Raw genomic sequence first — 20,529 nt, forward strand, 5'->3', positions numbered from 1 at the left:
TCGTGCCGCGCGCCGGGCCGGTGCCCCGGCGCTGCTCAGCACCGAGCACGGGATCGCCCCGGACGACGGGCTGTACAACCGCGCCGCGGCGGCCCGGGTGAAGAACGCCGCGCACCGCGCCCGGCTGCGCGGCACGGACCTCGTGGTCGCGGTGGCGCAGTCCACCGCGGACGTGCTCCGGCGCAAGTGGGGCTCGGGGGCGCCCCTCACCGTGGTGCGCAACGGGGTGGACGTGTCCGCGGTGCGGGCCGCGGCCGCGGGGCAGCGGCGCGCACCGGGGGAGGGGCTGCGGATCCTCTCCCTGTCCCGGCTGGCGCCCGAGAAGAACCTCGACCGGCTGATCGCCGCGCTGCCGGCCCTGCTGGAGCGGGACCCCGGGACGCGGTTGACGCTGGCCGGCGCTGGCCCCCTGGAGGGGGAGCTGCGCGCCCAGGCCGAGGCACTCGGTGTGGCGGATGCGGTCGACCTTCCCGGCTTCGTGGAGCCGTGGGGCACCATGGCCGAGCACGACGTGCTGGTGCAGCTCTCCGCGTGGGAGAACCTCAGCTACACCCTGCTCGACGCCGCGGCCGCGGGCCTGCCCGCCGTCGCCACGGACGTGGGCGGCAACGGGGAGATCCTGCCCCCCGAGCGCCTGGCCCACGAGACCACTCCGGCGGCCATCGCCGACGCCGTCATGCGTGCCGCCGCCGACGGCCCGGGCGAGGTGCGCGTGGGCGACGTGGAGACCATGGCCCGGGCGACCGCCGAGGCGACCCTCGAGGTGCTCGGGCGCCGGGTGGGGAAGGGCGGGCACCGATGACCGCGGCGAGCCCGAACGAGCCGGGGGCGGCCTCGGTGGCCCCGGCCGAGAAGCGAGTGCCGGGTCCCCGGTTCCGGGAGCTGGACGGTCTTCGGGGGATCGCGGCGCTGGCCGTGGTGTTCTCGCACTACACAGGTGCCCACAATTCGCACTACCCGCAGGATCCCGCCGCGTTCCACGATGCGGCCTGGGGCGCGGCGGGAGTGCAGCTGTTCTTCATCATCTCCGGCTTCGTCATCTTCATGTCCGCCCGGCGGGCCAACCGGCCGAGCGACTTCGCCATCTCCCGAGCGGCCCGGCTCTATCCGCCGTACTGGATCTCCCTGGTGTTCGCCGTGGTGCTGCTCTTGCTGCATCCGGTGCCCGGCTTCCCCTTCACGTGGGGCCAGGCCCTCGTCAACCTGACGATGGTCCAGCGGTGGGTCGGCGTGGACAACGTGGTGGACGTCTACTGGACGCTCGCGGTGGAGATGCAGTTCTACGTGATCATCCTGGTCCTCCTGTATCTCACGCGCTGCCGCCTTTCGGACCGCGTGGTGCTGTGGGGGAGCCTCGCGTGGTCGGTGATCTCGTGGGCCGTTGTGTTGTTCACCGCGCCGCACGTGGGCTCGGACCCTCAGCGGGACCCCATGTGGGTGAAACTCCTCAACAACGCCACCGTGGCCGAGTACGCCCCGTTGTTCGTGCTGGGGATGGCCTTGTACATCGCGCGGCAGACGGGGCGGCACCGTGGCTGGGTCGCGGCGGCCGCGATGTCCGCGGTGGGCAGCACGTTCGTCATGCGCGGGATGCCGTTGGCCCTCGAGGTCCTCGTGGTGGTGCTCCTCGCAGTCACGGTGATGCTGCGGGAGAGGACGTCCGTGCTGCTCCTGGCCCCTGTCCAGTGGTACGGGAAGATCAGCTATTCCCTCTACATCCTCCACGCCATCCCCGGATACATCATCATCCACGCGCTCTGGCCGTATGTGGGCCGGAACATGGCCATGCTCGTGGCCTTGGCCGTGGTCTCCGTGCTCGCCTGGGCCCTGCAGAAGTACGGTGAGGAGCACCTCGGCCGCGCGGCCAAGCGGGGGCTGACCCGCGTCCGCTCCGTCGTGGACGCGCGCACCGGACATCCCCGATCCCTGGGGTCGGCCCGATGACCGGTCGCATCTGGATCCTGGCGAACCAGGGTGAGGTGGGCGGCGGCGAGGTGATGCTGCACCATCTCGCCACGGCGTTGCGCGAGCTCGGGCGGGACGTGGGCGTCGTGGCCCCGGCGCACCCGGCCGAGACCGCCGATCGCGTGGCCGCGGACGGTTTCGACGTGGTCCGCCTGGGTGGATTCGGACGACTGGGGTATATGCGCGCTCTCCGGGCCTGGGAGCGTGGCCGCGGCGACGACGACGTCGCCTGGTGCAACGGGCTGCTGCCGGCCACGGCCCTGGCTGGCCGGCCGCGCCGGATCGTGCACCTGCACCAGGTGCCCGAGAAGCCGCTTCTGCGCGTGTTCTCCGCCCTGGCGCGTCCCGGTGCGCTCGCGGTCCTCGCGCCGTCCCGATTCGCGGCGGACCGCATCCGCGGGGCCCGCGTGCTCCACAACTGGGTTCCGGGCCCGACGACGCCGCAGGCAGGGCGGGCCCGCGGTGCCGATGAGCCGGTGACCGTGGGCTTCCTCGGACGGCTGTCCGAGGACAAGGGCATCCTCACCCTGCTGGAGGCCGCCGCGCTGCTGCGGAAGACCGACCCGGGTGCTTTCGTGTTCCGCATCGCGGGGGAGAGCCGATTCGTGGCGGAGGACGAGGCCGACCGGCTCGCCACCGCCCTGAAGGCAGCCGGTGAGGACGTCCAGGTGCTCGGCTGGCAGGACACCGGCGAGTTCCTGGCCACCGTGGACGTGCTGGCCGTGCCGTCGCAGTGGGCCGAGGTCTTCGGCCTGGTGACGGCCGAGGCGATGGCGGCGGGCGTTCCGGTAGTGGCCTCCGATGCGGGGGCCGTTCCCGAGGTGGTCGGCAGCGCTCACCCCTTCGTTGTTCCGCAGCGGGACGCTGCCGCACTCGCGAATTGCCTGCGGGCCGTGCGCGCTGTCGATCTGGGCGCGGTGGCCCACTCCCAGCGGCGCCGCTGGGAGTCGCTGTTCTCCCCCGAGGCCGGCCGCGCCGCCGTCGCCGAGCTCCTGAATGACCTGTCCCTAATGACTCCCGCGGAGGACTCATGACCGAGACGCCCCTGACCCCCGAGGCCAGCGTGATCGTCCCCAGCCGGGGCGGTGCTCAGCGGCTGCCGCGCCTGATCGGCGCTCTCGCCGCGCAGGAGGACGCCCCGCCGTTCGAGGTCCACGTGGTCGTGGACGGGGATGTGGACGGGTCGGAAGCGGTGCTCGGGCAGTTGGCCGCGGAACGCCCGGGCCTGGACCTGAGCTGGACCGTCTTTTCTGAGAACCGCGGACGGGTCGCTGCGCTCAACGCAGGGGCCGACGCGACGTCCGGCCGTATCCTCATCCGCGCCGACGACGATCTCGAGCCCGGGTCCCACTACATCCGGGACCACGTGGCCGCGCACTCGGGCGGGCCTGGCGGCGTGATCGGATTGACGGCCAATGTCCTCCCGGACTCCGCCTATCAGCGCGTCTACGGTGACGCCCAGGACGAAGCGCACCGTCGCCATGCCTATGCCCTTCCGGCAGAGCAGCAGTGGCGGCACTGGGCGGGCAACGTGTCCGTGCCCCGCACCCTCCATGCGGAGCTCGGCGGCTACGACCCGGACTACCGCCGCTATGGCTGGGAGGACGTGGACTTCGGCTACCGCCTCCACGTCGCCGGGTATCCGGTGGAGATCCGGCCGGAGCTGGAGACCCGTCACCACGCGGCGGCGGTCACCACCTACACCAAGGCGCGCCGGGCTCTGCATTCCGGGTCCGCCCGGCAGATCTTCATCGCCAAGCACGGGGCGGACGCACTCGGCGGGGACCGCGCCCCGGGCGGGCCGTGGGGCGCCGCCGTGCGGGCGGTGGCCGCTCTGAGCACGGAGCGCACGATCCAGTACAGCTCTGCCGTCGTCGAGCGTGCCGCTGCCGTGTTGCCAGCCCTGATCGCACGAAAGCTGATCGCCTTGCAGGTCGAAGCCGCCGCGGAGACTGGACGCACCCGGCCGGGGCGTGCCCGCCGACAGTTCTGAGGGGAGCACCATGACCGACACGACACGCGGCCGGATCGCCATCGCCCACGACTACCTCACCCAGAAGGGCGGGGCAGAGCGGGTGGTGCTTGCCCTGCACCGGATGTGGCCGGACGCGCCCATCTACACGACGTTCTACGACCCCGAGGGAACCTTCCCCGAGTTCAAGGACGCGCACATCGTCACCTCACCCCTGAACCGGGTGGGGCTGCTGCGGAAGGACCCGCGGAGGGCACTGCCGCTGCTGCCCCTGGCCTCTTCACTGATGCACGTGAAGGAACCGGTCGCCGTCGTCTCGACCTCCGGCTGGGCGCACGGATTCCGCTACGACGGCGCCACGCTCGTCTACTGCCACACCCCGGCGCGCTGGGTCTACCTGCTGGACGACTACCTGGGCGAGGGCGGCCGGAACAGCCTCAAGGGCCGGATCGCCCGCGTGCTTCGCCCGGGCCTGCGCAGGTGGGACCGCGCGGCCGTCCGGCGCCGATCACGCTATGTGGCCAACTCCACGGTGGTGAAGGAGCGGATCGAAGACGTCTACGGGCTCGACGGCGTGGACTTGGTGTTCCCGCCGCACTCCGTGAGTACGGATGGCCCGCAGGAGCCGATCCCCGGCGCCGAGCGGCTGGCGGAGGACGGTTTCCTGCTGTCGGTCGCGCGGCTCATGCCGTACAAGCACGTGGACGTGGCCATCGAGGCAGCGGCCCGCGCAGGGCGGCCGCTCGTGGTGATCGGCAAGGGCCCGGAGGAGGCCCGGCTGCGGGCGATGGCGGGGGAGGACGTGGTGTTCGGCCAGGACCTCACCGACGCGCAGCTGCGCTGGGCGTACGCGCACGCGACGGCACTGATCGCCGCGAGCCACGAGGACTTCGGCATCACGCCGCTCGAGGCGAGCGCGTGGGGCGTGCCCACCGTGGCGTTGCGCGCCGGCGGCTACCTGGACACCATCGTGGAAGGCGTCAACGGGGTATTCGTGGACGAGGCGACGGTGGATGCGGTGGCCGACGGAGTGGAACGTCTGTTGGCGCATGACTGGGACCGGGCGGCGATGCAGGCGCACGCCGAGCGGTTCTCCGAGGAGGAGTTCGGGCGACACATACGCCGCCTCGTCGTTCAGCTGGGATGAGGGGAAAAACCGTGGGTGAGAGTGTGGGATGCACATGGTGATGGGCGTGGACTATCTACGGGCAGCGAAGCATCGTCTGTGGATCCTGGAACAGAAGACACGGTTCCAGGTCCTACGGCTCCGGGGGGAGGTCTATCGTGTCGTAGGCCGCCGAGCTCTCCGTCACCCCTATGACTTCGACGTGCGAGATTTTCCACATACCTTCATCGCTCGGTCAACGAGTGATTCGCGACCGTCTGTGACCGTTCCCCGCCGAGTGTTCGTGGTCTGGACGGGTGACAACGACCTCACTCCCAACAGGACACGCAATCTGGCGACCTTGCGTGCGGTCGTTGGAGTGCCCGTCGTCCTGGTGACGCCCAGCAATCTGGCTGCTTGGATCGTCCCCGGCCACCCCCTCCACCCGTCCTACGAACATTTGTCCCTCTCTCATCGGTCTGACTACCTCCGCGCCTATCTGCTGCACCATCACGGCGGCGGCTACATGGACATCAAGGAACCGATCCACTCGTGGGCCCAGGTCTTCGACCGCGTCCAGGACGATCACGCTCTCTGGTACGTCGGCGCACCCGAACCTGCGCCGACCGACCTCCCGATGGTCCCGGGCAAGCTTGGGCGGCGCCTCTGGACCCACTGGGGTCGGGTGGCGAACATGGCCGCCGGCATCGCTCGAGCGGGTTCCCCCCTGACCCACGAATGGATCATGGAGATCGAACAGCGGATGACCGGCGCCGCGCTCGAACTCAGCATCAATCCTGGAGGGGTGGGCGACGAAGTCGCTGGCTATCCCCTGGCCTGGACGGAGATCGGGTCCACCGTTCTGCTTCCCCTTCAGCTCAAGTACATGGCACATGTCCGCAACGATGCGCGTTTGGACTTCTCCCGTACCGGCTACCGCTAAAGCATGCCGCATCGTTGACGCCCCTCGGGTCGGTCCACCAATCGAATCTATTGCGGGATAACCTGGTGCACATGCCCTTCATAGAGACCATGAAGCAAGGAAAGCACCGCTCTGCACAAGCCGCCCGGCGAGCCCGTGTGGCTCTGAGGGACAGGCTTCTCTACCCGGTTGCCGTCGGCCTCGAAGGAGAACAGATCGCGCTGACCCGACTGCGGATGAGGGATGGAGAAGCGCAGTTCGAGAACTTCCTCGAGCGAGGCGTGGATGGGGTGACCGAGGACGACGCGCAGCGTACAGTGCCGAAGCGGATTTTCGTACTGTGGACCGGGCGCAACGAGATGTCGGAAAATCGCAGAAGGAGCCTGGACAACCTGCGTGCCATGCAGGAGGGCATCGAGGTCGTGTTGCTTGGACCGGAAGACATCGACGCGTGGGTCGTGGCCGGCTCTCCGCTCCACGACGCCTACGAACACCTGTCGCTCAACCACCGGTCCGACTACCTGCGGTGCTACTTCATGCATCACCACGGCGGGGGGTATACGGACCTCAAGGCGTCCAGGCAGAACTGGACACCCTTCTTTGATCAACTGAATGACTCCCCTTCCGCGTGGATTCTGGGGTATCCCGAAAGGGCCTCACATGAGGCCGCGTATCTTGAGTCTCCGACTGGACGGGCAATACGACGCCGATACGCGTCTCTCGCGGGAAACGGGGCCTTCATCGCCCGGAGCGGGACCCCGTTCACGGCCGACTGGTTCGACGAGGTCAACAACCGTCTCGATTACTACCGTCGTGCACTCAGGCGACGACCAGCCGTCGATCCCTTCGGTCAGTCGGGCGGGTACCCCCTTCCCTGGACCGTTCTTCAGTCCCAGGTCTTCCAACCGCTGCAGCTGAAGTATCCGAACCGCATTCTCCTAGACGAGGGCATCCGGCCTGACTTCACCGCGTATCGCTGACCACGCGGTCATGGACTAGTCCAGGACGTGCGCAAGCTCTCGGCTGAGGTTCTCAGGCACCGGCCAATCCATCGCCGCGCACATGTCCCGCAGGCGAATGCGCCAGTCCAGCCGTGACCGCGCCTGCCTCTGCAAGGCTAGGGCGGAGGCCGGTGTCCAGGATGAGGCGGCGGCCTGAAGGACGCTCCAGGAGTCCTTCCGGGAGAGCGGGGAGATCTCCAGAGTCGCGCCCTTCCAGAGCGTGGTCGCCGCCGCCGCAGGGGCAGTGCCTGCCACCAAGCAGCCAGCGGCGAGAGCGTCCGTCCAGCGACCGGTGAGATAGTCACGGCTAGGATGAGTGTAGGCCGCCGGGCTCACGAGATTGGAGAAGGCGAGGACCGTCTTTGCCTGGCTCAGCGCCTCCCGGACGTTTACCTGGTTCCGCCCTAGGTCCGTATTCATGGGCGGACGCCCGGCGAACACCAGTCCGTGTGCCCGCGCGTCGGCCATGGTCACCGCGTCGTCGTCCCACGCGGCGGGCTGCCGGCCGAGCCGCAGCAAGTCCACGGGGCGGTCGTCCCTCGCGTCCGGGAAAAGCGTGGTGTCGGAGCCCCAGGGCAGGACGGTGACGGGCTTTCCGGTCAGCTCGCCCCACTCGCCAGTGAGGTCCGGATCGGTGATGAAGAGGTGGTCCACGTGCGGGCGACCGCGCAGGATCCGCGGAGTGCGGTCCGTCCAGAACGAGTCAATGATCCAGGCGGCCGCGCTCTCATATCCCGGGAACCAGAGCCTGGGGTGGGCCATATAGGCGGCCGCCGCCGGGTTGGCCGCCACGATGAGGAGGTGGCTGCCGCGCCTCCGGCGCCCGCGGGGCAGGGCGCTCGCGGCCTTGCGGACGCGCGAGACCTCCCCGCGGTCGTCCACCTCCAGGACGCGGGCGTCGAAGAGCCGCGCGGTGAGGGCGACCAGCTCGGTGACGGGACCCCAGCCGGAGCCCTCCGGGCGGACGTAGAGGATGTCGAGGTTCATCGTGGTCCTCGGGCGCCCGGAGTCAGCGGCCGGTCTCGAGGAGTTCGAGGAGATAGCGGCCGTAGCCGGACTTCACCAGCGGCAAGGCGCGTTCGCGGAGCTCGTCGTCGCTGAGGAACCCCTGGCGCCAGGCGACCTCCTCCGGGGCGCTCACCTTGAGCCCCTGGCGGGAGTCGATGGTGCGGATGAAGTTGGACGCGTCGTTGAGGTCGTGGAAGGTGCCGGTGTCCAGCCAGGCCGTGCCGCGGGGGAGGACCTCCACGTTGAGCTTGCCCCGCTCGAGGTACGTGCGGTTCACATCGGTGATCTCCAGTTCGCCGCGTGGGGAGGGTTTGAGCTCCTTGGCGATCTGGACGACGTCGTTGTCGTAGAAGTACAGGCCGGGCACCGCGTAGTTGCTCTTGGGCTGAGTGGGCTTCTCCTGGAGGGACACGGCCTTGCCGGAGGCATCGAACTCGACGACGCCGTAGGAGGTCGGGTCCGCCACCCAGTAGCCGAACACCGTGGCGCCGTCGACCTCCGTGTGCCGGCGGAGCTGCTGGCCCATGCCGGGTCCGTAGAAGATGTTGTCACCGAGCACCAGGGCCACGCGGTCGTTTCCGATGTGGTCCTCGCCCAGGATGAAAGCCTGGGCGAGGCCGTCCGGCGACGGCTGCTGCACGTAGGTAAGGGTGATGCCGAACTGGGACCCGCCACCGAGGAGCCGCCGGAACTGCTCCGCGTCGTGGGGGGTGGTGATGACGAGGATGTCCCGGATGCCCGCCAGGATGAGCGTGGAGAGCGGGTAGTAGATCATCGGCTTGTCGTACACGGGCACGAGCTGCTTTGAGATGCCGTGCGTGATCGGATGCAGACGCGAGCCGGTGCCGCCGGCAAGGATGATGCCCTTCATGGGGCCGACTCTAGCCGGGTGGCCGGGGCGACGGGGGATCCTCAAAGCCCTGGTGGGCGCGCGATCCGCGCTCGGCCGCACCTCGGGCGACATGGGGTGGCCTGGGTAGGATAAGCGCCATGCCTACCCCAGCTGTCCTCGGGCGCCTCAAAGCCCAGGCCCTGACCCTGGTGCGCACTCAGGATCCCTCTGTGATCTGGGGCGCCGAGCCCATGAACGGCGGCAACTTCCTCTACCTGTGGGCCACGGCGTGGGCTCGACAGAGGAGCACCGGCCGTCCCTGGCTCGTCCGGCACAAGCCGAAGATGGACCCGTGGATTGCCGAGTTCCCAGCGCTGGGCGCCCTCACGGTCCGTGAGGAGCAGGTCGGCCTGCGTCAGCGCAGGACCGTCGAATGGGGCCAGCAGGTCTACCACGACTGGTTCTTCCGGGACCTCACCGACTTCGCGCGCGAGGTCCTGCTGAGCAGTCCCCGATTGGCGGCCCGCTTGGCGGAGGCTGACCGTGAGACCGTCGTGGTGAACGTCCGCAGGGGCGACTACTACTCCGTTCCGGAGCATCGGAGGAACTACGGCTTCGACATCGCCGGGTACGTGAGGGTGGCCATCGAGCGCGTGCCTGGCGCCCCGGACCGCAGGATCACGCTCATCTCCGATGACGTCGACTGGTGCCGGGCGAACCTCTCCTTCCTGCGGGAGCACGGGGAGCTGACTGCCCTCCCGGGCCCGCACGACATGTTCGGGGACCTCGCCCAGATCGCGGCCGGCCGAGACCTCATCCTGGCGAACTCCACCTTCTCCTACTGGGGCGGCTACCTGGCCAGCGCGCTCCCGCCGGCTGAAAGACCGCGGTCCGTCCAGGCGCCCCTCCACTTCAATCGCCTGTACAACATGGGGGAATCCTCTCTCTTGATGCCCCAGTGGGTCGCGATTCCGGACGACGAGTTCCGGTCCACCGTCGAAGACGAAGTTCGATCTGGGAAGGCATCATGATCGGTGGTGGCCCACGGCCTGACATCTCTGTAGTCATCCCTGCGTTCAACGCGCGTGCGCTTCTTCCTGTCCAGCTGCGGGCCCTGAACACGCAATCGGACGCACCGGACTTCGAGGTCATCGTCGTGGACAATGGATCCACGGACGGGACTGGTGAGGTCGCCCGCTCGTTTGCCGCGGAGGCCTCCTATCCCCTCCGTGTGGTCAGGGCCGCGGAGCACCAGGGTCCGGGCTACGCACGCAACGTCGGTGCCGGCCAAGCTCGCGCCGATCTGCTGATGTTCGCGGACGCCGACGATGTCGTCTCCCGCTGGTGGATAAGAAGTGGGAAGCGCGCCTTTGAGACCTCATTCCTCTGGAGTGGAGGCGCGACGCCCATGTCAGAGCAGGAGATGCGCGGCGACGTCGAGGAGGTCCGAGCACGGGCACGGGACACGGACGGTTGGGAGCCGGTCAGGCCTGGGAGTCTGCACGAGGCATTCCCGGTGGTGATGGGCTGCGATTTCGGATGCACACGTCAGGCGTTCGAGGCCATTGGGGGCTTCGATCAGTCGCACGGGACTGCTTTTGAAGACAACGACTTCGGTCTGAGGGCACACCGCCTGGGCATCACCGTCGACCATGCTCCCGCTGTCCGGATCGCGTACCGCGTCATCCCGACCTTCCGGGCCGAAGCGAAGCGGGCGCTGGGCCAGACCAACGGCCATGTTCTGGACGTCGTCCGTTACGGGTTGGAGCGGGAATCCGCCCTGCCGAATCCTGCCGAGGAGTTGGCACGCACGGCGGTGGCGGCAGTGCTGATGGCTGCTGGGCGTCGGGACAGGAACTGGACCGCCCTCGGCCTGCGTGCGGCGGTGGCCACTGGGCTGTCGCGGGCATGGTTTCGACACCGAGTCCTCCGCCGCAGCCCTCGCCCTCTGATCGGCTTGGGTTACTCGGCGCCCAGCTCGCTCGACAGTGATCTCTAGGCCGTAGACGCACGGGGTCTGCGATCTCGTTCTGAATGGGAGCATCAATCCATGAAAATTAATCTCGTCCACGCATTGCCCCGTATCAGTTCCGCCTTCGGCAACGACCAGGACGGGTTCTCCGCGGCGATAGGAGAACTCTCAGCCCACCACGACGTGGAATGGCTGAACGTCCATCCCGCTAACCCAGATCACAAGACCCAGGCGTCCCGAATCCCTGACGCGGACTTCGTGCTGGTTCGGAGCGACTGGGGTTGGTACCCGGACGCGGCAGCGGCCAACGTCCTCGCTCGCACGGGTCGTCCCTGTGGCCTCATCGTGGCGGGGTCTCATGCGCCCGCCACGCAGTTGCAGTCCCTGCGTTATGACGTCGTCTTCTACGAGACCCCCTGGTACTCCCAGTTCATCACGGGCCACCCCTTCGCCGTCGAGGCATTCGGGATCGACACCTCAGTCATGGGTGACATGCGTCAGGAGCGGGACATCGACTGGCTCTTCGTCGGACGTGTCGCTCCTTTCAAGCGCCCCGAGCGACTCTTGGAGAAGCGAGGTCGTCGTATCGTCATCGGCGATCTGGCCACCGCGGATCCAATGCGGCGCGACGCTCTGTTGGCGGACGGAGTGGAACTCATTGACCACGTGTCGCAGGCCGAACTCGCCCAGTACTACAACCGCAGTAAGAATCTCCTGGTGCCCTGCGAGCTCCAAGGGGGTGGGGAGAGAGCCGTACTCGAGGGCAGGCAGTGCGGTTGTCGGGTGGAGATCGCCGCGGACAATCCGAAGCTCGCGTCCCTGATGGACGGACCTGTGCCGAACCACTTGGACTACGCCCACAAGCTCCAGGACGCCATTGAGGAAGTGGTCGCGGGTCGCCGTGTGGACCCGGCCCTCAAGCGACTGGGGAACATGGAACGTCAGCGAGACGTCTACCGTGACAAGCTGGCTCGCTCTCCTCAGACCATCCGGCTGCGTGCCCGCAGTGCACTGGCGCGCATCCGCCACCGCTGACCTTTCCGCTGTCCACATGGGAGTATGAAGCTCATGCGCATCCTCGTCACCGGCGGCGCCGGGTTCATCGGCTCGAACTTCGTCCACCACGTCGTCCGCGAGACCGGGCACGACGTCGTCGTCCTGGACAAGCTCACCTACGCCGGCAATCGGGACAACCTAGCCGGCCTGCCCGAGGACCGCGTCACTCTCGAGGTCGGGGACATCTGCGACGCGCCCCTGGTGGACCGCCTGGTCGCCGAGTCGGACGCCGTCGTGCACTACGCGGCGGAGTCCCACAACGACAATTCGCTGAACGATCCCTCGCCGTTCATCCAGACGAACATCGTCGGAACCTTCGTCCTCCTGGAGGCGGTCCGCAAGCACGGCAGACGGTTCCACCACGTCTCCACGGACGAGGTCTACGGCGACCTCGAGCTCGACGACCCGGCGAAGTTCACCGAGACCACCCCGTACAACCCCTCCAGCCCGTACTCGGCCTCGAAGGCCGGCTCGGACCACCTGGTGCGCGCGTGGGTGCGCTCCTTCGGCGTGCAGGCCACGCTGAGCAACTGCTCCAACAACTACGGCCCGTACCAGCACATCGAGAAGTTCATCCCGCGCCAGATCACCAACCTGATCGACGGCGTCCGCCCCCGCCTCTACGGTCAGGGCGTCAACGTCCGGGACTGGATCCACACGGAGGACCACTCCTCGGCCGTGCTGCGCATCCTCGAACGCGGCCAGATCGGCCGCACATACCTGATCGGCTCGGACGGCGAGAGGAACAACAGGGAGATCGTGGAGATCCTCCTCGAGCTCTTCGACCGCCCCGCGGACGACTACGACCTCGTGGCCGACCGCCCCGGCCACGACCTGCGCTACGCGATCGACAACACCGCCCTGCGCACCGAGCTCGGCTGGGAGCCGCAGTTCACGGACATCCGCGCCGGTCTGGCGGACACGGTCCGCTGGTACCGCGAGAACGAGGCCTGGTGGCGCCCGGCCAAGGACGCCGTCGAGGCCACGTACCGCGCCCAGGGCCAGTGAGGGAGAACCGCTGATGCGCATCACCGAGACCGCCATCCCCGGCCTGCTCGTCCTCGACCTCGACGTCCACGGGGACAACCGCGGCTGGTTCAAGGAGAACTGGCAGCGGGAGAAGATCCGTGCCCTCGCCGCCGAGCACCCCCGCCTCGCCTCGCTCGCCCCGGTGCAGAACAACATCTCCTTCAACGACGCCGTCGGCACCACCCGCGGCATCCACGCCGAACCCTGGGACAAGTACGTGGCCGTCGCCCACGGCCGGATCTTCGGCGCCTGGGTGGACCTGCGCGAAGGGCCGTCCTTCGGCGCCGTCGCCACCGTGGAGCTCGGCCCGGAGAAGGCCGTCTTCGTGCCGCGCGGGGTGGGCAACTCCTACCAGACGCTCGAGCCGGACACGGCCTACACCTACCTGGTGAACGACCACTGGTCCGCCGACGCGCAGGGCCAGTACACGTTCCTCAACCTCGCGGACCCGACGGCGGCCATCGCCTGGCCCATCCCGCTCGAGGACGCCGAGCTCTCGGACAAGGACCGCGCCCACCCGATGCTCGCGGACGTCACCCCCATGCCGCCCGCCCCGATCCTCGTGCTCGGCGCCGGCGGCCAGCTCGGCCGCGCCCTCGTGGCCCGCGCCGAGGCCGCGGGGATCCCGGTCGAGGCCCACGGCCGGGACACGTGGGACATGACCGATCCGGCCTCGTGGCCGCGGGAGCACTTCCGCGGCCTGCGCGCCGTGGTCAACGCGTCCGCCATGACCGCGGTGGACGCCGCCGAGGCGCCCGAGGGGAGGGCCCAGGCCTGGGCCGTCAACGCGACCGCCGTCGCCGAGCTCGCCCGCCGCTGCGCCGAGGCCGGCGTCCCCCTGGCCCACGTCTCGACCGACTACGTGTTCGACGGCGCCCTCCCCGTGGGGCAGGAGCACCCGGTGGACCACCCGCTTGCGCCGCTGGGCGTCTACGGCCAGTCGAAGGCCGCCGGCGAGGCTGCGGTGCGCACCGTGCCGCGGCACTGGATCGTCCGCACCTCCTGGGTGATCGGGGAGGGGAAGAACTTCGTGGCCACCATGGCCTCCCTCGCCGAGCGCGGGATCGACCCGGCCGTCGTCGCCGACCAGCACGGCCGCCTCACCTTCGCCGACGACCTCGCCGACGCCCTGCTGCACCTGGTCACCACGGACGCGCCCACGGGCACGTTCCACATGACCAACAGCGGCGACATGGTCACCTGGCACGACGTCGCCCGGTGGGTCTTCGAGGACACCGGCCACGACGCCGCGCGCGTCTCCGCCACGACCACCGCCGCGTACCTGGCCGGCAAGGAGGGCGTGGCCCCGCGGCCGACGAACAGCGCCCTCGACCTCGGGCCCCTGGCCGCCGTCGGTTACACCGCCCCGGACCAGCGCGAACGCCTGCGCACGTACCTGAGGCGCTGACCCCGTCTCGCACGACGAAGCCCCCGCCGGCTTCGGCGGGGGCTTCGTGCGTGGGGGCGATCAGCTACGCGTGCGGGCCTTGCGGCGTGAACGCCGCCCCTTCTTCGCGGACGAACCGACGCTCGAGAGGTACTTCTCGTGGGACTTGTGGTACGTGCTCTCGTACCCGTAGCCATAGGAGTAGCCGCCGCCGCGCTGGGAGCGCGCGACGCCGTTCATGACCACGCCCAGCAGATGCGCGTCCACCGCGGCGAGATTCTCCACAGCCGCCTCCAGGTGGTCCTTGCGGGTCCGCCCCTGACGCACCACGAGCACAGTCCCGTCCACGGCCGTGGCCAGGAGGGAGCCGTCCGTGACGGGCAGCAGGGGAGGGGAGTCGACGATGACGAAGAAGTCCTCCGATGCCAGCTTCAGCAGGGCCCGCATGCGCTTCGAGCCCAGCAGCTCCGACGGGTTCGGGGGCGTCCGGCCGGCGGGGAGCAGCGTGAGGTTCGGGATTCCGGTGGCCGCGAGGGCGTCGTCCGGCTGCACCTCACCGGCCAGCACCTCGGACAGGCCCACGTCGCCCGCCACCTGGAAGAGCTCGTGCTGCCGGGGGCGCCGCAGGTCGGCGTCCACCACGAGCACCCGTTCGCCTGCCAGGGCCAGGGCGCGGGCCAGATTCGAGGCGACGGTCGACTTGCCCTCGGAGGGGTCCGCGCTCGTGAACGAGACGACGCGGGGCGGCTCGTCGACGGAGACGAACTTGAGGTTGGTGCGCAGCGCCCGGATGGCCTCGCCGGCCCGGGGATCGAGGTCCACGGCCTCCTCGCCCGTGCGAGTCAGGGACGCGTTCTCTGGAACGGCGCCGATCACGCCGGCGCCGGTGATCTCCTTCACGTCGGCGCGGCTGCGCACCTTCACGTCCAGGAGACGACGGAGCACGGCGATGGCGAGTCCCGCACCCAGTCCGGCCACGACGCCCAAGAGGACGTTGCGCCGGGTGTCAGGGCTCACGGGGGCAGAGGGCACGCGGGCGTCGGACAGCGGCACGACCTCCAACGGGCTGTTCTTGTCCACGTCCGCCGCCACGTCCGCCGTCGCCTGCAGAGCACTGTTCGCGAGCTGCGCGGCGGTCTCGGGATCCGTCGAGGTGGCGGTCACCTTGATCATGCTGGACTCGGGGACGAGCACCGCGGAGAGCGAACCGTCGCCGTCCTGCCCCGTGTCCTGGGCCACGCGTTCACGCACGGCCTCGCTGTTGATCAGGGCGACGTAGGCCTGAGCCCGGCTCTCGGCGGGCAGGTTGCTGGTGATGAGGCTCTGATCTGCAGCCCGCGCGGCGAGGAACCCCTGAGATTCGGACGCGTAGATCCGGGGCTGCAGCGCGGAGTAGCCCCAGCCCAGCAGACCCCCCACGAGGGCGGCCGCCAGCAGCAGGAGGAGGTTGGCGCGCAGCAGGCGGAAGAAGTCGACGATCGTCACGGAGCACCTCGGGGGTCATGGACGGGAATGCGCGGGCCGTCGTGGGCGAGGCACGCGCGGTCCACGGTACCAAGACCCCTCGTGCGGTCTGCCGGGCCCGAGGACGAGGCACGCCACCGCGCTACGCTGAGCCGAGTATCGCCCGGCGTCCATGAAAGGTTCCGCACCATGCGCCCGAGCACGCCCCGTGACCGGACGGCTGCCCGCGCCATGGGGGCCGTCGCGCCACCCGAGGCCCGGCCTGCCAGGCGTCACGCCTCACTCGGCCTCGTCCCGGACGGTCAGGCCGCGTGGACCCGCTCCCCGTGGAACCCCTTGGTCACGCCGGCCTCACCGCGGCTGTTCGAGGCCGTGCTGGCCATCGGCCTGGTGATGGATGCGTTCACCGCTCCCGGCCTGCCGATCCCGTTCGCGGAGTTCTCCGCCATCCTTCTGCTGCTCCTCGCCTCATTCCGGCAGCCCCGCCGGGACCTCTCCCACTACGGCGTGCTGGCCCTCGTCGCACTGGTCCTGGTGGCGTATCTCGTCGCGGTGACCGTGCACAACGACCTCGACCCCACGCGTCGCGCCACGAGGATCACGCTCCTGATCCTGCTGATCTACGCCATCGCCAGCGAGAGGATCGACATCAAGGGCGTCCTCTACGGGATGACGGCCGGAGCACTGATCAACGTGCCCCTCTTCTACGCGGGCCTGGCCCCGGACACCTACGGGGGCTACCTCACCGGCTTCCTCGGGGACAAGAACGTCTCCGGCCTCTTCTATGCGCTCCTGCCGGTGCTGCTCGTGGCCACCATGCAACGCATGGGCCCGAAGCTCCTCGTGCTGGGTGCCGGCTTCGCCCTGACCTTCCTCACCGGCTCGCGGACCTCGATGGCCGGTCTGCTCTGCGCCGTCGTGTGGATCCTCGTGAGCCCCTACCTGGGGCGGGTCCTCCGTATCGCACTCGCCGTCGTCATGGGCTGGTTCGTCAGCTGGGCCGAGGAGAACCTGGCCGACCTCGGCATCTTCGGAGACCGCACCGGCACGGACTGGTTCCGGGCCGAGATCCAGCAGGCGTCCGCGGAGAAGGTGGCCGACACCTCGTTCTTCGGCCAGGGGCTCTCCACCGCCGTCGTCGATCTGGACAACGTGACCATGTTCTTCCACAACTCCTATCTGGGGCTGCTGGTGGAGGGCGGCTGGCCGTTCCTGATCGTGGTGGTGGGCGCCTACCTGTGGCTGTGCCTGCGGCCCTTCGCCCGGACGCACCGATCGCCGTCGCGGGTGGCCGTCGAGGCCGCCGCGGTCATCATCCTGGTCACCTCCCTTCAGCTCGGTGAGGTGTTCATCACGATCTTCGGCGCCATCGTGCTCGGCTGCGGCCTGCTGCTGAGCGCCCAGGAGGACGACGAATCCCACGGCGTGTCTGCGGGTGAGCGGGCTCACCGCCGCAAGCTGGACCGCATCGTGGAGCGGTCCCGGCGTGCAGGCGTCTGAGCCGGCCCGCCGGCGTCGGTGCTATCCTGTCCAGGTTGCCCAGGCGAGGGAGCGCGCGCTCCGTGATCGACGAGGCCGCCGCCGCGCGTCAGCGTGCTGACCCGCTGCGGCACTGAAGCCCCCTCCTGGCCGCATCCCGCGCCGCCCCCGGCTGCGCGGCCGAGACCCCCACAGGAGGACGCATCATGTCTGACCAGCTCAAGATCAAGGTCACCCGCCGCACCGACTTCGGCAAGGGTGCCGCCCGCCAGGCCCGCCGCGCCGGCCTGATCCCCGCCGTCGTCTACGGCCACGGCCAGGAGCCCGTGCACCTGCTGCTGCCGGCCCAGGAGACCACCCTGGCCGTCCGCAACCCCAACGCCCTGCTCACCGTCGTGAACGAGGCCGGCGAGGAGCACCTGGTCCTGCCCAAGGACATCCAGCGCCACGCCATCAAGGACACCGTGGAGCACCTGGACCTCATCGAGGTCCGCCGCGGCGAGAAGGTCATCGTCGAGGTCACCGTGCATGTCGAGGGCGAGGTCGCCCCCGGCAACGACTACGTGCTGGACTACGTCACCGTGCCGGTCGAGGCCGACGCCACCGACCTGCCCGAGGCCGTCACCATCTCCGTCGAGGGCCGCGAGGCCGGCGACCACGTGTACGCCCCGGACGTGCAGGTCCCCGCCGGCGCCACCCTGCAGCTCGAGGACGACATCGTCATCGCCACCGTCTCGGAGGTCGTCGAGCAGGACCTCGGCGACGAGTCCGTGCAGGAGGAGCAGGCCGCCGAGTCTGCCGAGGGCGAGTCCGAGGGCTCCGAGGACTGATCACGCCATGACGACGGGGACCACGCTCATCGTCGGGCTCGGCAATCCCGGGCCCGAGTACGAGCGCACCCGTCACAACGTCGGCCAGATGGTGGCGGATGAGCTCGCCTCCCGCATGGGGGTCGGGTTCACCCGCCACCGGGCCGGCGCCGTGGTGGCTACGGGTCGCCTCGGCATCGGGGGACCGCGCGTCGTGCTCGCGAAGTCCACCGGCTACATGAACGTCTCTGGACGCCCCGTCTCCGCGCTGGCGTCCTTCTACGGGATCGGACCCGAGGACCTCGTGGTGGTCCACGACGAGCTGGACATCCCGTTCGACACCCTGCGCCTCAAGCGCGGCGGGGGAGAGGGCGGCCACAACGGCCTGAAGTCCATCACCGCCTCGCTCGGCACCAAGGACTACGCCCGCGTGCGCGTCGGCATCGGCCGGCCCCCGGGCCGCATGGACGTGGCCGACTTCGTGCTGCGCCCCTTCACGAAGCCCGAGCAGGACGTCCTGCCGCTGCACGTGGACCGCGCGGCGGACGCCGTCGAGAAGCTCGTCACGGACGGGCTCGAGGCCGCCCAGCAGGCGTTCCACTGAGTCTCCCGCCCCGGGCGGACGTCCTCGACGGGGGCTCAGCCCCACGCTCAGGGGGTCGGGGTCACGGCGCGGGCCAGGGCATCCGCGATGGTCTCCAGGGCGGGATCCATGATCTGGATCATCTCCGCGTACCCCTCCACCGGCCCGCGGAACGGGTCCACGACGTCGAGGGGCTGGGCGGTCGACCGCGCGAGGGCCCGGTGGCGGGCCGCCTCCGCCGCGAACGCACGCACCCCGCGACCGGCGGGGATCCAGTCCCGCCCGTCCCGCTGGTCCATCGCGCGGACCAGCGCCGCGAGCTCCAGCACGGTGAACACCCGCGCGACGGCCTGCGGCACTTCTTGGAGTGCGAAGCGCATGTGCTCCTGAGCCGCGGCCAACACGAGATCCGCCTCCGCCACCATGAACGGCTGCAACGCTGCGGGACGGTGGCCTTCCAGCCCGGTGACGCCGGCCTCGGCGCCGAGCCGCACGAGCGGCGGCGGCACCGTCAGTGCCTGGTTCGGCTGGGAGCCGGCGCTGCCGACCTCCACCCGGCCGGGGGCCAGGACCGCCAGCCGGCCCTGCAGGGCCCGGCTCGCATAGGCCGAGCGGCACACGTTGCCGGTGCACACGATGAGCACGGCGTCCGGCGAGGGAAGGGCCCGGCGCCCCCGCCGGGCAGGCGGAGCCGAGCTCGACAGCGCCGGGCGACGGGCGAACGAGATCAACTGCGCGCGGCTCCGCCGTCACGCTCGAGCCACGAGGACAGCGCCCGGGCCTGACGATTGACGACCTTGCCGACCATCGGCTCGGCCTTCGCCGCGAGCTTCGAGCCCACCAGCGGGATCCGGCAGACGAGGGTGCCGTCCACGGAGAACTGGGAGCCCTCACCGGCGGCGGTCAGGCGGAGGGAGCCGTCCGCCGTCGCCTTGGCGGAGGGAACGGTGATGGTGGTGGTGCCGGCGCGGGAGCCGTCCGCGGCGGGCGCGTCCCAGCGCTCCACCTGCTCCACCTGGAGGGCGGAGCCGATGAGCTTGCGGGCCATGTCCGGGACCCGGTCCGGGATACGGTCCGCGGGCAGGGAGCGCACGGCGGTGACGGTCATCGCGCCCTCCGGGGAGCCCTCCACGGAGAACGAGACCAGGGAGCCGCCGAAGGACTCGACCACGGAACGGTGGAAGTCCTCGGACGCCAGGGCGGCTGCCACGGCCGCCGGCGGGTGCGGGATGGACTGCTGAGCGGAAAAGGCCACGGTGTCTCCTCGGGGTCAAGTCGGGCCGCGCCCGGCGGGCCATGAGAGGGCCGGCACCGGTTCGCCGACGGCGATGGGCGTCCGTTCCTCACCTTATATGCTGGCCTCCGCGACCCGGGTCCCGCGCACGGTGCCGGGACCGGCCGCGCGACCCCTCGTGAACCCCCTGGAAGGTGTGTCCGCCATGTCGGCACTCTGGGCCGTGGCCCTCATCATGCTCCTGAGCGGGACGGCGAAGCTCCGTTCCGGCGAGGACGTGCAGGCCACGTTCACCCGACTCAGGGTGCCCCGCCCGTTCGCGGCCCCCAGCCTGGCGCGCGCGTTCCCCTGGCTCGAGCTGCTGCTCGCCGCCGCCCTCCTGCAGCCCTTCACCCTGCTGCGTCCCGTCGTCGGCCTGGTGGCCGTGGCCCTCTTCGCCGCCTTCCTCGCGCTCGTGGTCCGGGCCCAGGACGACGGCGTCTCGTGCGGATGCTTCGGCGAGGCCTCGGCCGCCCCGATCTCCCGCACCACCGTGGTCCGCAACGTCGTCTTCCTGGCCCTCGCCGTCCTGGCCCTGGCCGAGGGGATCGTCTCGCTGGCGGTGCACGGCGCGGGCCTGGCCTGGCAGCCGCTCACCGCCTTCGGCGCCGGGGCGTGGGCGTGGGCCCTGCTCGTGTCCGTGCTGCTCGCGACCGCCGCGTTCCTGGCCGG

Annotated in this window: 21 protein-coding genes; 16 read left to right on the forward strand and 5 right to left on the reverse strand. The window is 70.0% G+C overall.

Annotation, left to right across the window (positions count from 1 at the left end):
- The 7 genes from D8M29_RS02395 to D8M29_RS02425 form a co-directional block, all read left to right on the forward strand.
- The coding region (locus D8M29_RS02395) for a glycosyltransferase (protein ID WP_127445783.1) at positions 1-802 on the forward strand (802 nt) is incomplete at its 5' end.
- Positions 799-1,944, forward strand: coding sequence for an acyltransferase (locus tag D8M29_RS02400; protein ID WP_127435021.1), 1,146 nt, complete (start codon positions 799-801; stop codon positions 1,942-1,944). The genes D8M29_RS02395 and D8M29_RS02400, both read left to right, overlap by 4 nt.
- Positions 1,941-2,999, forward strand: a complete 1,059-nt coding sequence (locus tag D8M29_RS02405) for a glycosyltransferase (RefSeq protein WP_127435020.1) — start codon at positions 1,941-1,943, stop codon at positions 2,997-2,999. Before D8M29_RS02400 ends, D8M29_RS02405 begins: the two co-directional genes overlap by 4 nt.
- Positions 2,996-3,958 carry a glycosyltransferase family 2 protein gene (locus tag D8M29_RS02410; RefSeq protein ID WP_127435019.1) on the forward strand — a complete coding sequence of 321 codons (963 nt, stop codon included), beginning with the start codon at positions 2,996-2,998 and terminating at the stop codon, positions 3,956-3,958. Before D8M29_RS02405 ends, D8M29_RS02410 begins: the two co-directional genes overlap by 4 nt.
- 10 nt (positions 3,959-3,968) lie before the next feature.
- Positions 3,969-5,084, forward strand: a complete 1,116-nt coding sequence (locus D8M29_RS02415; protein WP_127435018.1) for a glycosyltransferase — start codon at positions 3,969-3,971, stop codon at positions 5,082-5,084.
- Between the two features lie 238 nt (positions 5,085-5,322).
- Positions 5,323-5,985, forward strand: a complete 663-nt coding sequence (locus D8M29_RS02420; protein ID WP_127435017.1) for a hypothetical protein — start codon at positions 5,323-5,325, stop codon at positions 5,983-5,985.
- Positions 5,986-6,056: 71 nt separating this feature from the next.
- Positions 6,057-6,944 (forward strand): capsular polysaccharide synthesis protein, encoded by an 888-nt coding sequence (locus tag D8M29_RS02425; protein WP_127435016.1) that lies wholly within the window; start codon positions 6,057-6,059, stop codon positions 6,942-6,944.
- 15 nt (positions 6,945-6,959) lie between these two features.
- Here the strand turns inward: D8M29_RS02425 and D8M29_RS02430 are convergent, their stop codons facing one another.
- Positions 6,960-7,952: a glycosyltransferase family 1 protein gene (locus D8M29_RS02430; protein ID WP_127435015.1), complete on the reverse strand. Its 993-nt coding sequence runs from the start codon at positions 7,950-7,952 to the stop codon at positions 6,960-6,962.
- Positions 7,953-7,974: 22 nt separating this feature from the next.
- The gene (gene rfbA, locus D8M29_RS02435; RefSeq protein ID WP_127435014.1) at positions 7,975-8,844 is read right to left on the reverse strand and encodes a glucose-1-phosphate thymidylyltransferase RfbA; all 870 of its coding nucleotides are present in this window, start codon (positions 8,842-8,844) and stop codon (positions 7,975-7,977) included.
- A gap of 119 nt (positions 8,845-8,963) precedes the next feature.
- Here rfbA and D8M29_RS02440 point away from each other — a divergent pair, with 119 nt between their 5' ends.
- The 5 genes from D8M29_RS02440 to D8M29_RS02460 are packed head-to-tail and all read left to right on the forward strand — an operon-like array spanning position 8,964 to position 14,270.
- Positions 8,964-9,836 (forward strand): alpha-1,2-fucosyltransferase, encoded by an 873-nt coding sequence (locus D8M29_RS02440; protein WP_127435013.1) that lies wholly within the window; start codon positions 8,964-8,966, stop codon positions 9,834-9,836.
- Positions 9,833-10,804: a glycosyltransferase family 2 protein gene (locus D8M29_RS02445; protein WP_127435012.1), complete on the forward strand. Its 972-nt coding sequence runs from the start codon at positions 9,833-9,835 to the stop codon at positions 10,802-10,804. The genes D8M29_RS02440 and D8M29_RS02445 overlap by 4 nt, the downstream gene beginning before the upstream one ends.
- 51 nt (positions 10,805-10,855) lie before the next feature.
- Positions 10,856-11,812 (forward strand): hypothetical protein, encoded by a 957-nt coding sequence (locus D8M29_RS02450; RefSeq protein WP_127435011.1) that lies wholly within the window; start codon positions 10,856-10,858, stop codon positions 11,810-11,812.
- Between the two features lie 33 nt (positions 11,813-11,845).
- Positions 11,846-12,841 (forward strand): dTDP-glucose 4,6-dehydratase, encoded by a 996-nt coding sequence (gene rfbB / locus D8M29_RS02455; protein WP_153239423.1) that lies wholly within the window; start codon positions 11,846-11,848, stop codon positions 12,839-12,841.
- A gap of 13 nt (positions 12,842-12,854) precedes the next feature.
- Positions 12,855-14,270 (forward strand): bifunctional dTDP-4-dehydrorhamnose 3,5-epimerase family protein/NAD(P)-dependent oxidoreductase, encoded by a 1,416-nt coding sequence (locus D8M29_RS02460; protein WP_127435009.1) that lies wholly within the window; start codon positions 12,855-12,857, stop codon positions 14,268-14,270.
- A 60-nt stretch (positions 14,271-14,330) separates the two neighbouring features.
- Here the strand turns inward: D8M29_RS02460 and D8M29_RS02465 are convergent, their stop codons facing one another.
- The gene (locus tag D8M29_RS02465) at positions 14,331-15,734 is read right to left on the reverse strand and encodes a polysaccharide biosynthesis tyrosine autokinase (protein ID WP_127435008.1); all 1,404 of its coding nucleotides are present in this window, start codon (positions 15,732-15,734) and stop codon (positions 14,331-14,333) included.
- Between the two features lie 168 nt (positions 15,735-15,902).
- Here D8M29_RS02465 and D8M29_RS02470 point away from each other — a divergent pair, with 168 nt between their 5' ends.
- The 3 genes from D8M29_RS02470 to pth all read left to right on the forward strand — a co-directional run bounded on the left by D8M29_RS02470 (position 15,903) and on the right by pth (position 18,605).
- Positions 15,903-17,213: an O-antigen ligase gene (locus D8M29_RS02470; protein WP_238692750.1), complete on the forward strand. Its 1,311-nt coding sequence runs from the start codon at positions 15,903-15,905 to the stop codon at positions 17,211-17,213.
- A 185-nt stretch (positions 17,214-17,398) separates the two neighbouring features.
- Positions 17,399-18,022, forward strand: a complete 624-nt coding sequence (locus D8M29_RS02475; protein ID WP_127435007.1) for a 50S ribosomal protein L25/general stress protein Ctc — start codon at positions 17,399-17,401, stop codon at positions 18,020-18,022.
- 7 nt (positions 18,023-18,029) lie between these two features.
- Entirely contained in the window at positions 18,030-18,605 is a 576-nt protein-coding gene (gene pth / locus D8M29_RS02480) for an aminoacyl-tRNA hydrolase (protein ID WP_127435006.1), read from the forward strand.
- A gap of 47 nt (positions 18,606-18,652) precedes the next feature.
- Here pth and D8M29_RS02485 read toward each other — a convergent pair whose 3' ends face one another.
- On the reverse strand, positions 18,653-19,228 hold the full coding sequence (locus tag D8M29_RS02485) for a low molecular weight phosphatase family protein (RefSeq protein ID WP_119217478.1): 576 nt from the start codon (positions 19,226-19,228) through the stop codon (positions 18,653-18,655).
- 83 nt (positions 19,229-19,311) lie between these two features.
- A complete protein-coding gene (locus tag D8M29_RS02490; RefSeq protein WP_127435630.1) occupies positions 19,312-19,839 on the reverse strand; it encodes a DUF2505 domain-containing protein in 528 nt (175 codons plus the stop codon).
- A 184-nt stretch (positions 19,840-20,023) separates the two neighbouring features.
- Between D8M29_RS02490 and D8M29_RS02495 the strand changes: the two genes are divergently transcribed.
- On the forward strand, positions 20,024-20,529 hold a 506-nt coding region (locus D8M29_RS02495), incomplete at its 3' end, for a MauE/DoxX family redox-associated membrane protein (RefSeq protein ID WP_305034210.1).

The sequence above is a fragment of the Micrococcus sp. HSID17227 genome (assembly GCF_003989405.1).
Classification (GTDB): domain Bacteria; phylum Actinomycetota; class Actinomycetes; order Actinomycetales; family Micrococcaceae; genus Micrococcus; species Micrococcus luteus.

What these genes read in the sequence shown, in the direction of transcription:
- D8M29_RS02400 (WP_127435021.1), top strand. Translation starts at nt 799, where the DNA reads ATGACCGCGGCGAGCCCGAACGAGCCGGGGGCGGCCTCGGTGGCCCCG.
- D8M29_RS02405 (WP_127435020.1), top strand. Translation starts at nt 1,941, where the DNA reads ATGACCGGTCGCATCTGGATCCTGGCGAACCAGGGTGAGGTGGGCGGC.
- D8M29_RS02410 (WP_127435019.1), top strand. Translation starts at nt 2,996, where the DNA reads ATGACCGAGACGCCCCTGACCCCCGAGGCCAGCGTGATCGTCCCCAGC.
- D8M29_RS02415 (WP_127435018.1), top strand. Translation starts at nt 3,969, where the DNA reads ATGACCGACACGACACGCGGCCGGATCGCCATCGCCCACGACTACCTC.
- D8M29_RS02425 (WP_127435016.1), top strand. Translation starts at nt 6,057, where the DNA reads ATGCCCTTCATAGAGACCATGAAGCAAGGAAAGCACCGCTCTGCACAA.
- D8M29_RS02430 (WP_127435015.1), bottom strand. Translation starts at nt 7,952, where the DNA reads ATGAACCTCGACATCCTCTACGTCCGCCCGGAGGGCTCCGGCTGGGGT.
- rfbA (WP_127435014.1), bottom strand. Translation starts at nt 8,844, where the DNA reads ATGAAGGGCATCATCCTTGCCGGCGGCACCGGCTCGCGTCTGCATCCG.
- D8M29_RS02440 (WP_127435013.1), top strand. Translation starts at nt 8,964, where the DNA reads ATGCCTACCCCAGCTGTCCTCGGGCGCCTCAAAGCCCAGGCCCTGACC.
- D8M29_RS02445 (WP_127435012.1), top strand. Translation starts at nt 9,833, where the DNA reads ATGATCGGTGGTGGCCCACGGCCTGACATCTCTGTAGTCATCCCTGCG.
- D8M29_RS02450 (WP_127435011.1), top strand. Translation starts at nt 10,856, where the DNA reads ATGAAAATTAATCTCGTCCACGCATTGCCCCGTATCAGTTCCGCCTTC.
- rfbB (WP_153239423.1), top strand. Translation starts at nt 11,846, where the DNA reads ATGCGCATCCTCGTCACCGGCGGCGCCGGGTTCATCGGCTCGAACTTC.
- D8M29_RS02460 (WP_127435009.1), top strand. Translation starts at nt 12,855, where the DNA reads ATGCGCATCACCGAGACCGCCATCCCCGGCCTGCTCGTCCTCGACCTC.
- D8M29_RS02470 (WP_238692750.1), top strand. Translation starts at nt 15,903, where the DNA reads ATGCGCCCGAGCACGCCCCGTGACCGGACGGCTGCCCGCGCCATGGGG.
- D8M29_RS02475 (WP_127435007.1), top strand. Translation starts at nt 17,399, where the DNA reads ATGTCTGACCAGCTCAAGATCAAGGTCACCCGCCGCACCGACTTCGGC.
- pth (WP_127435006.1), top strand. Translation starts at nt 18,030, where the DNA reads ATGACGACGGGGACCACGCTCATCGTCGGGCTCGGCAATCCCGGGCCC.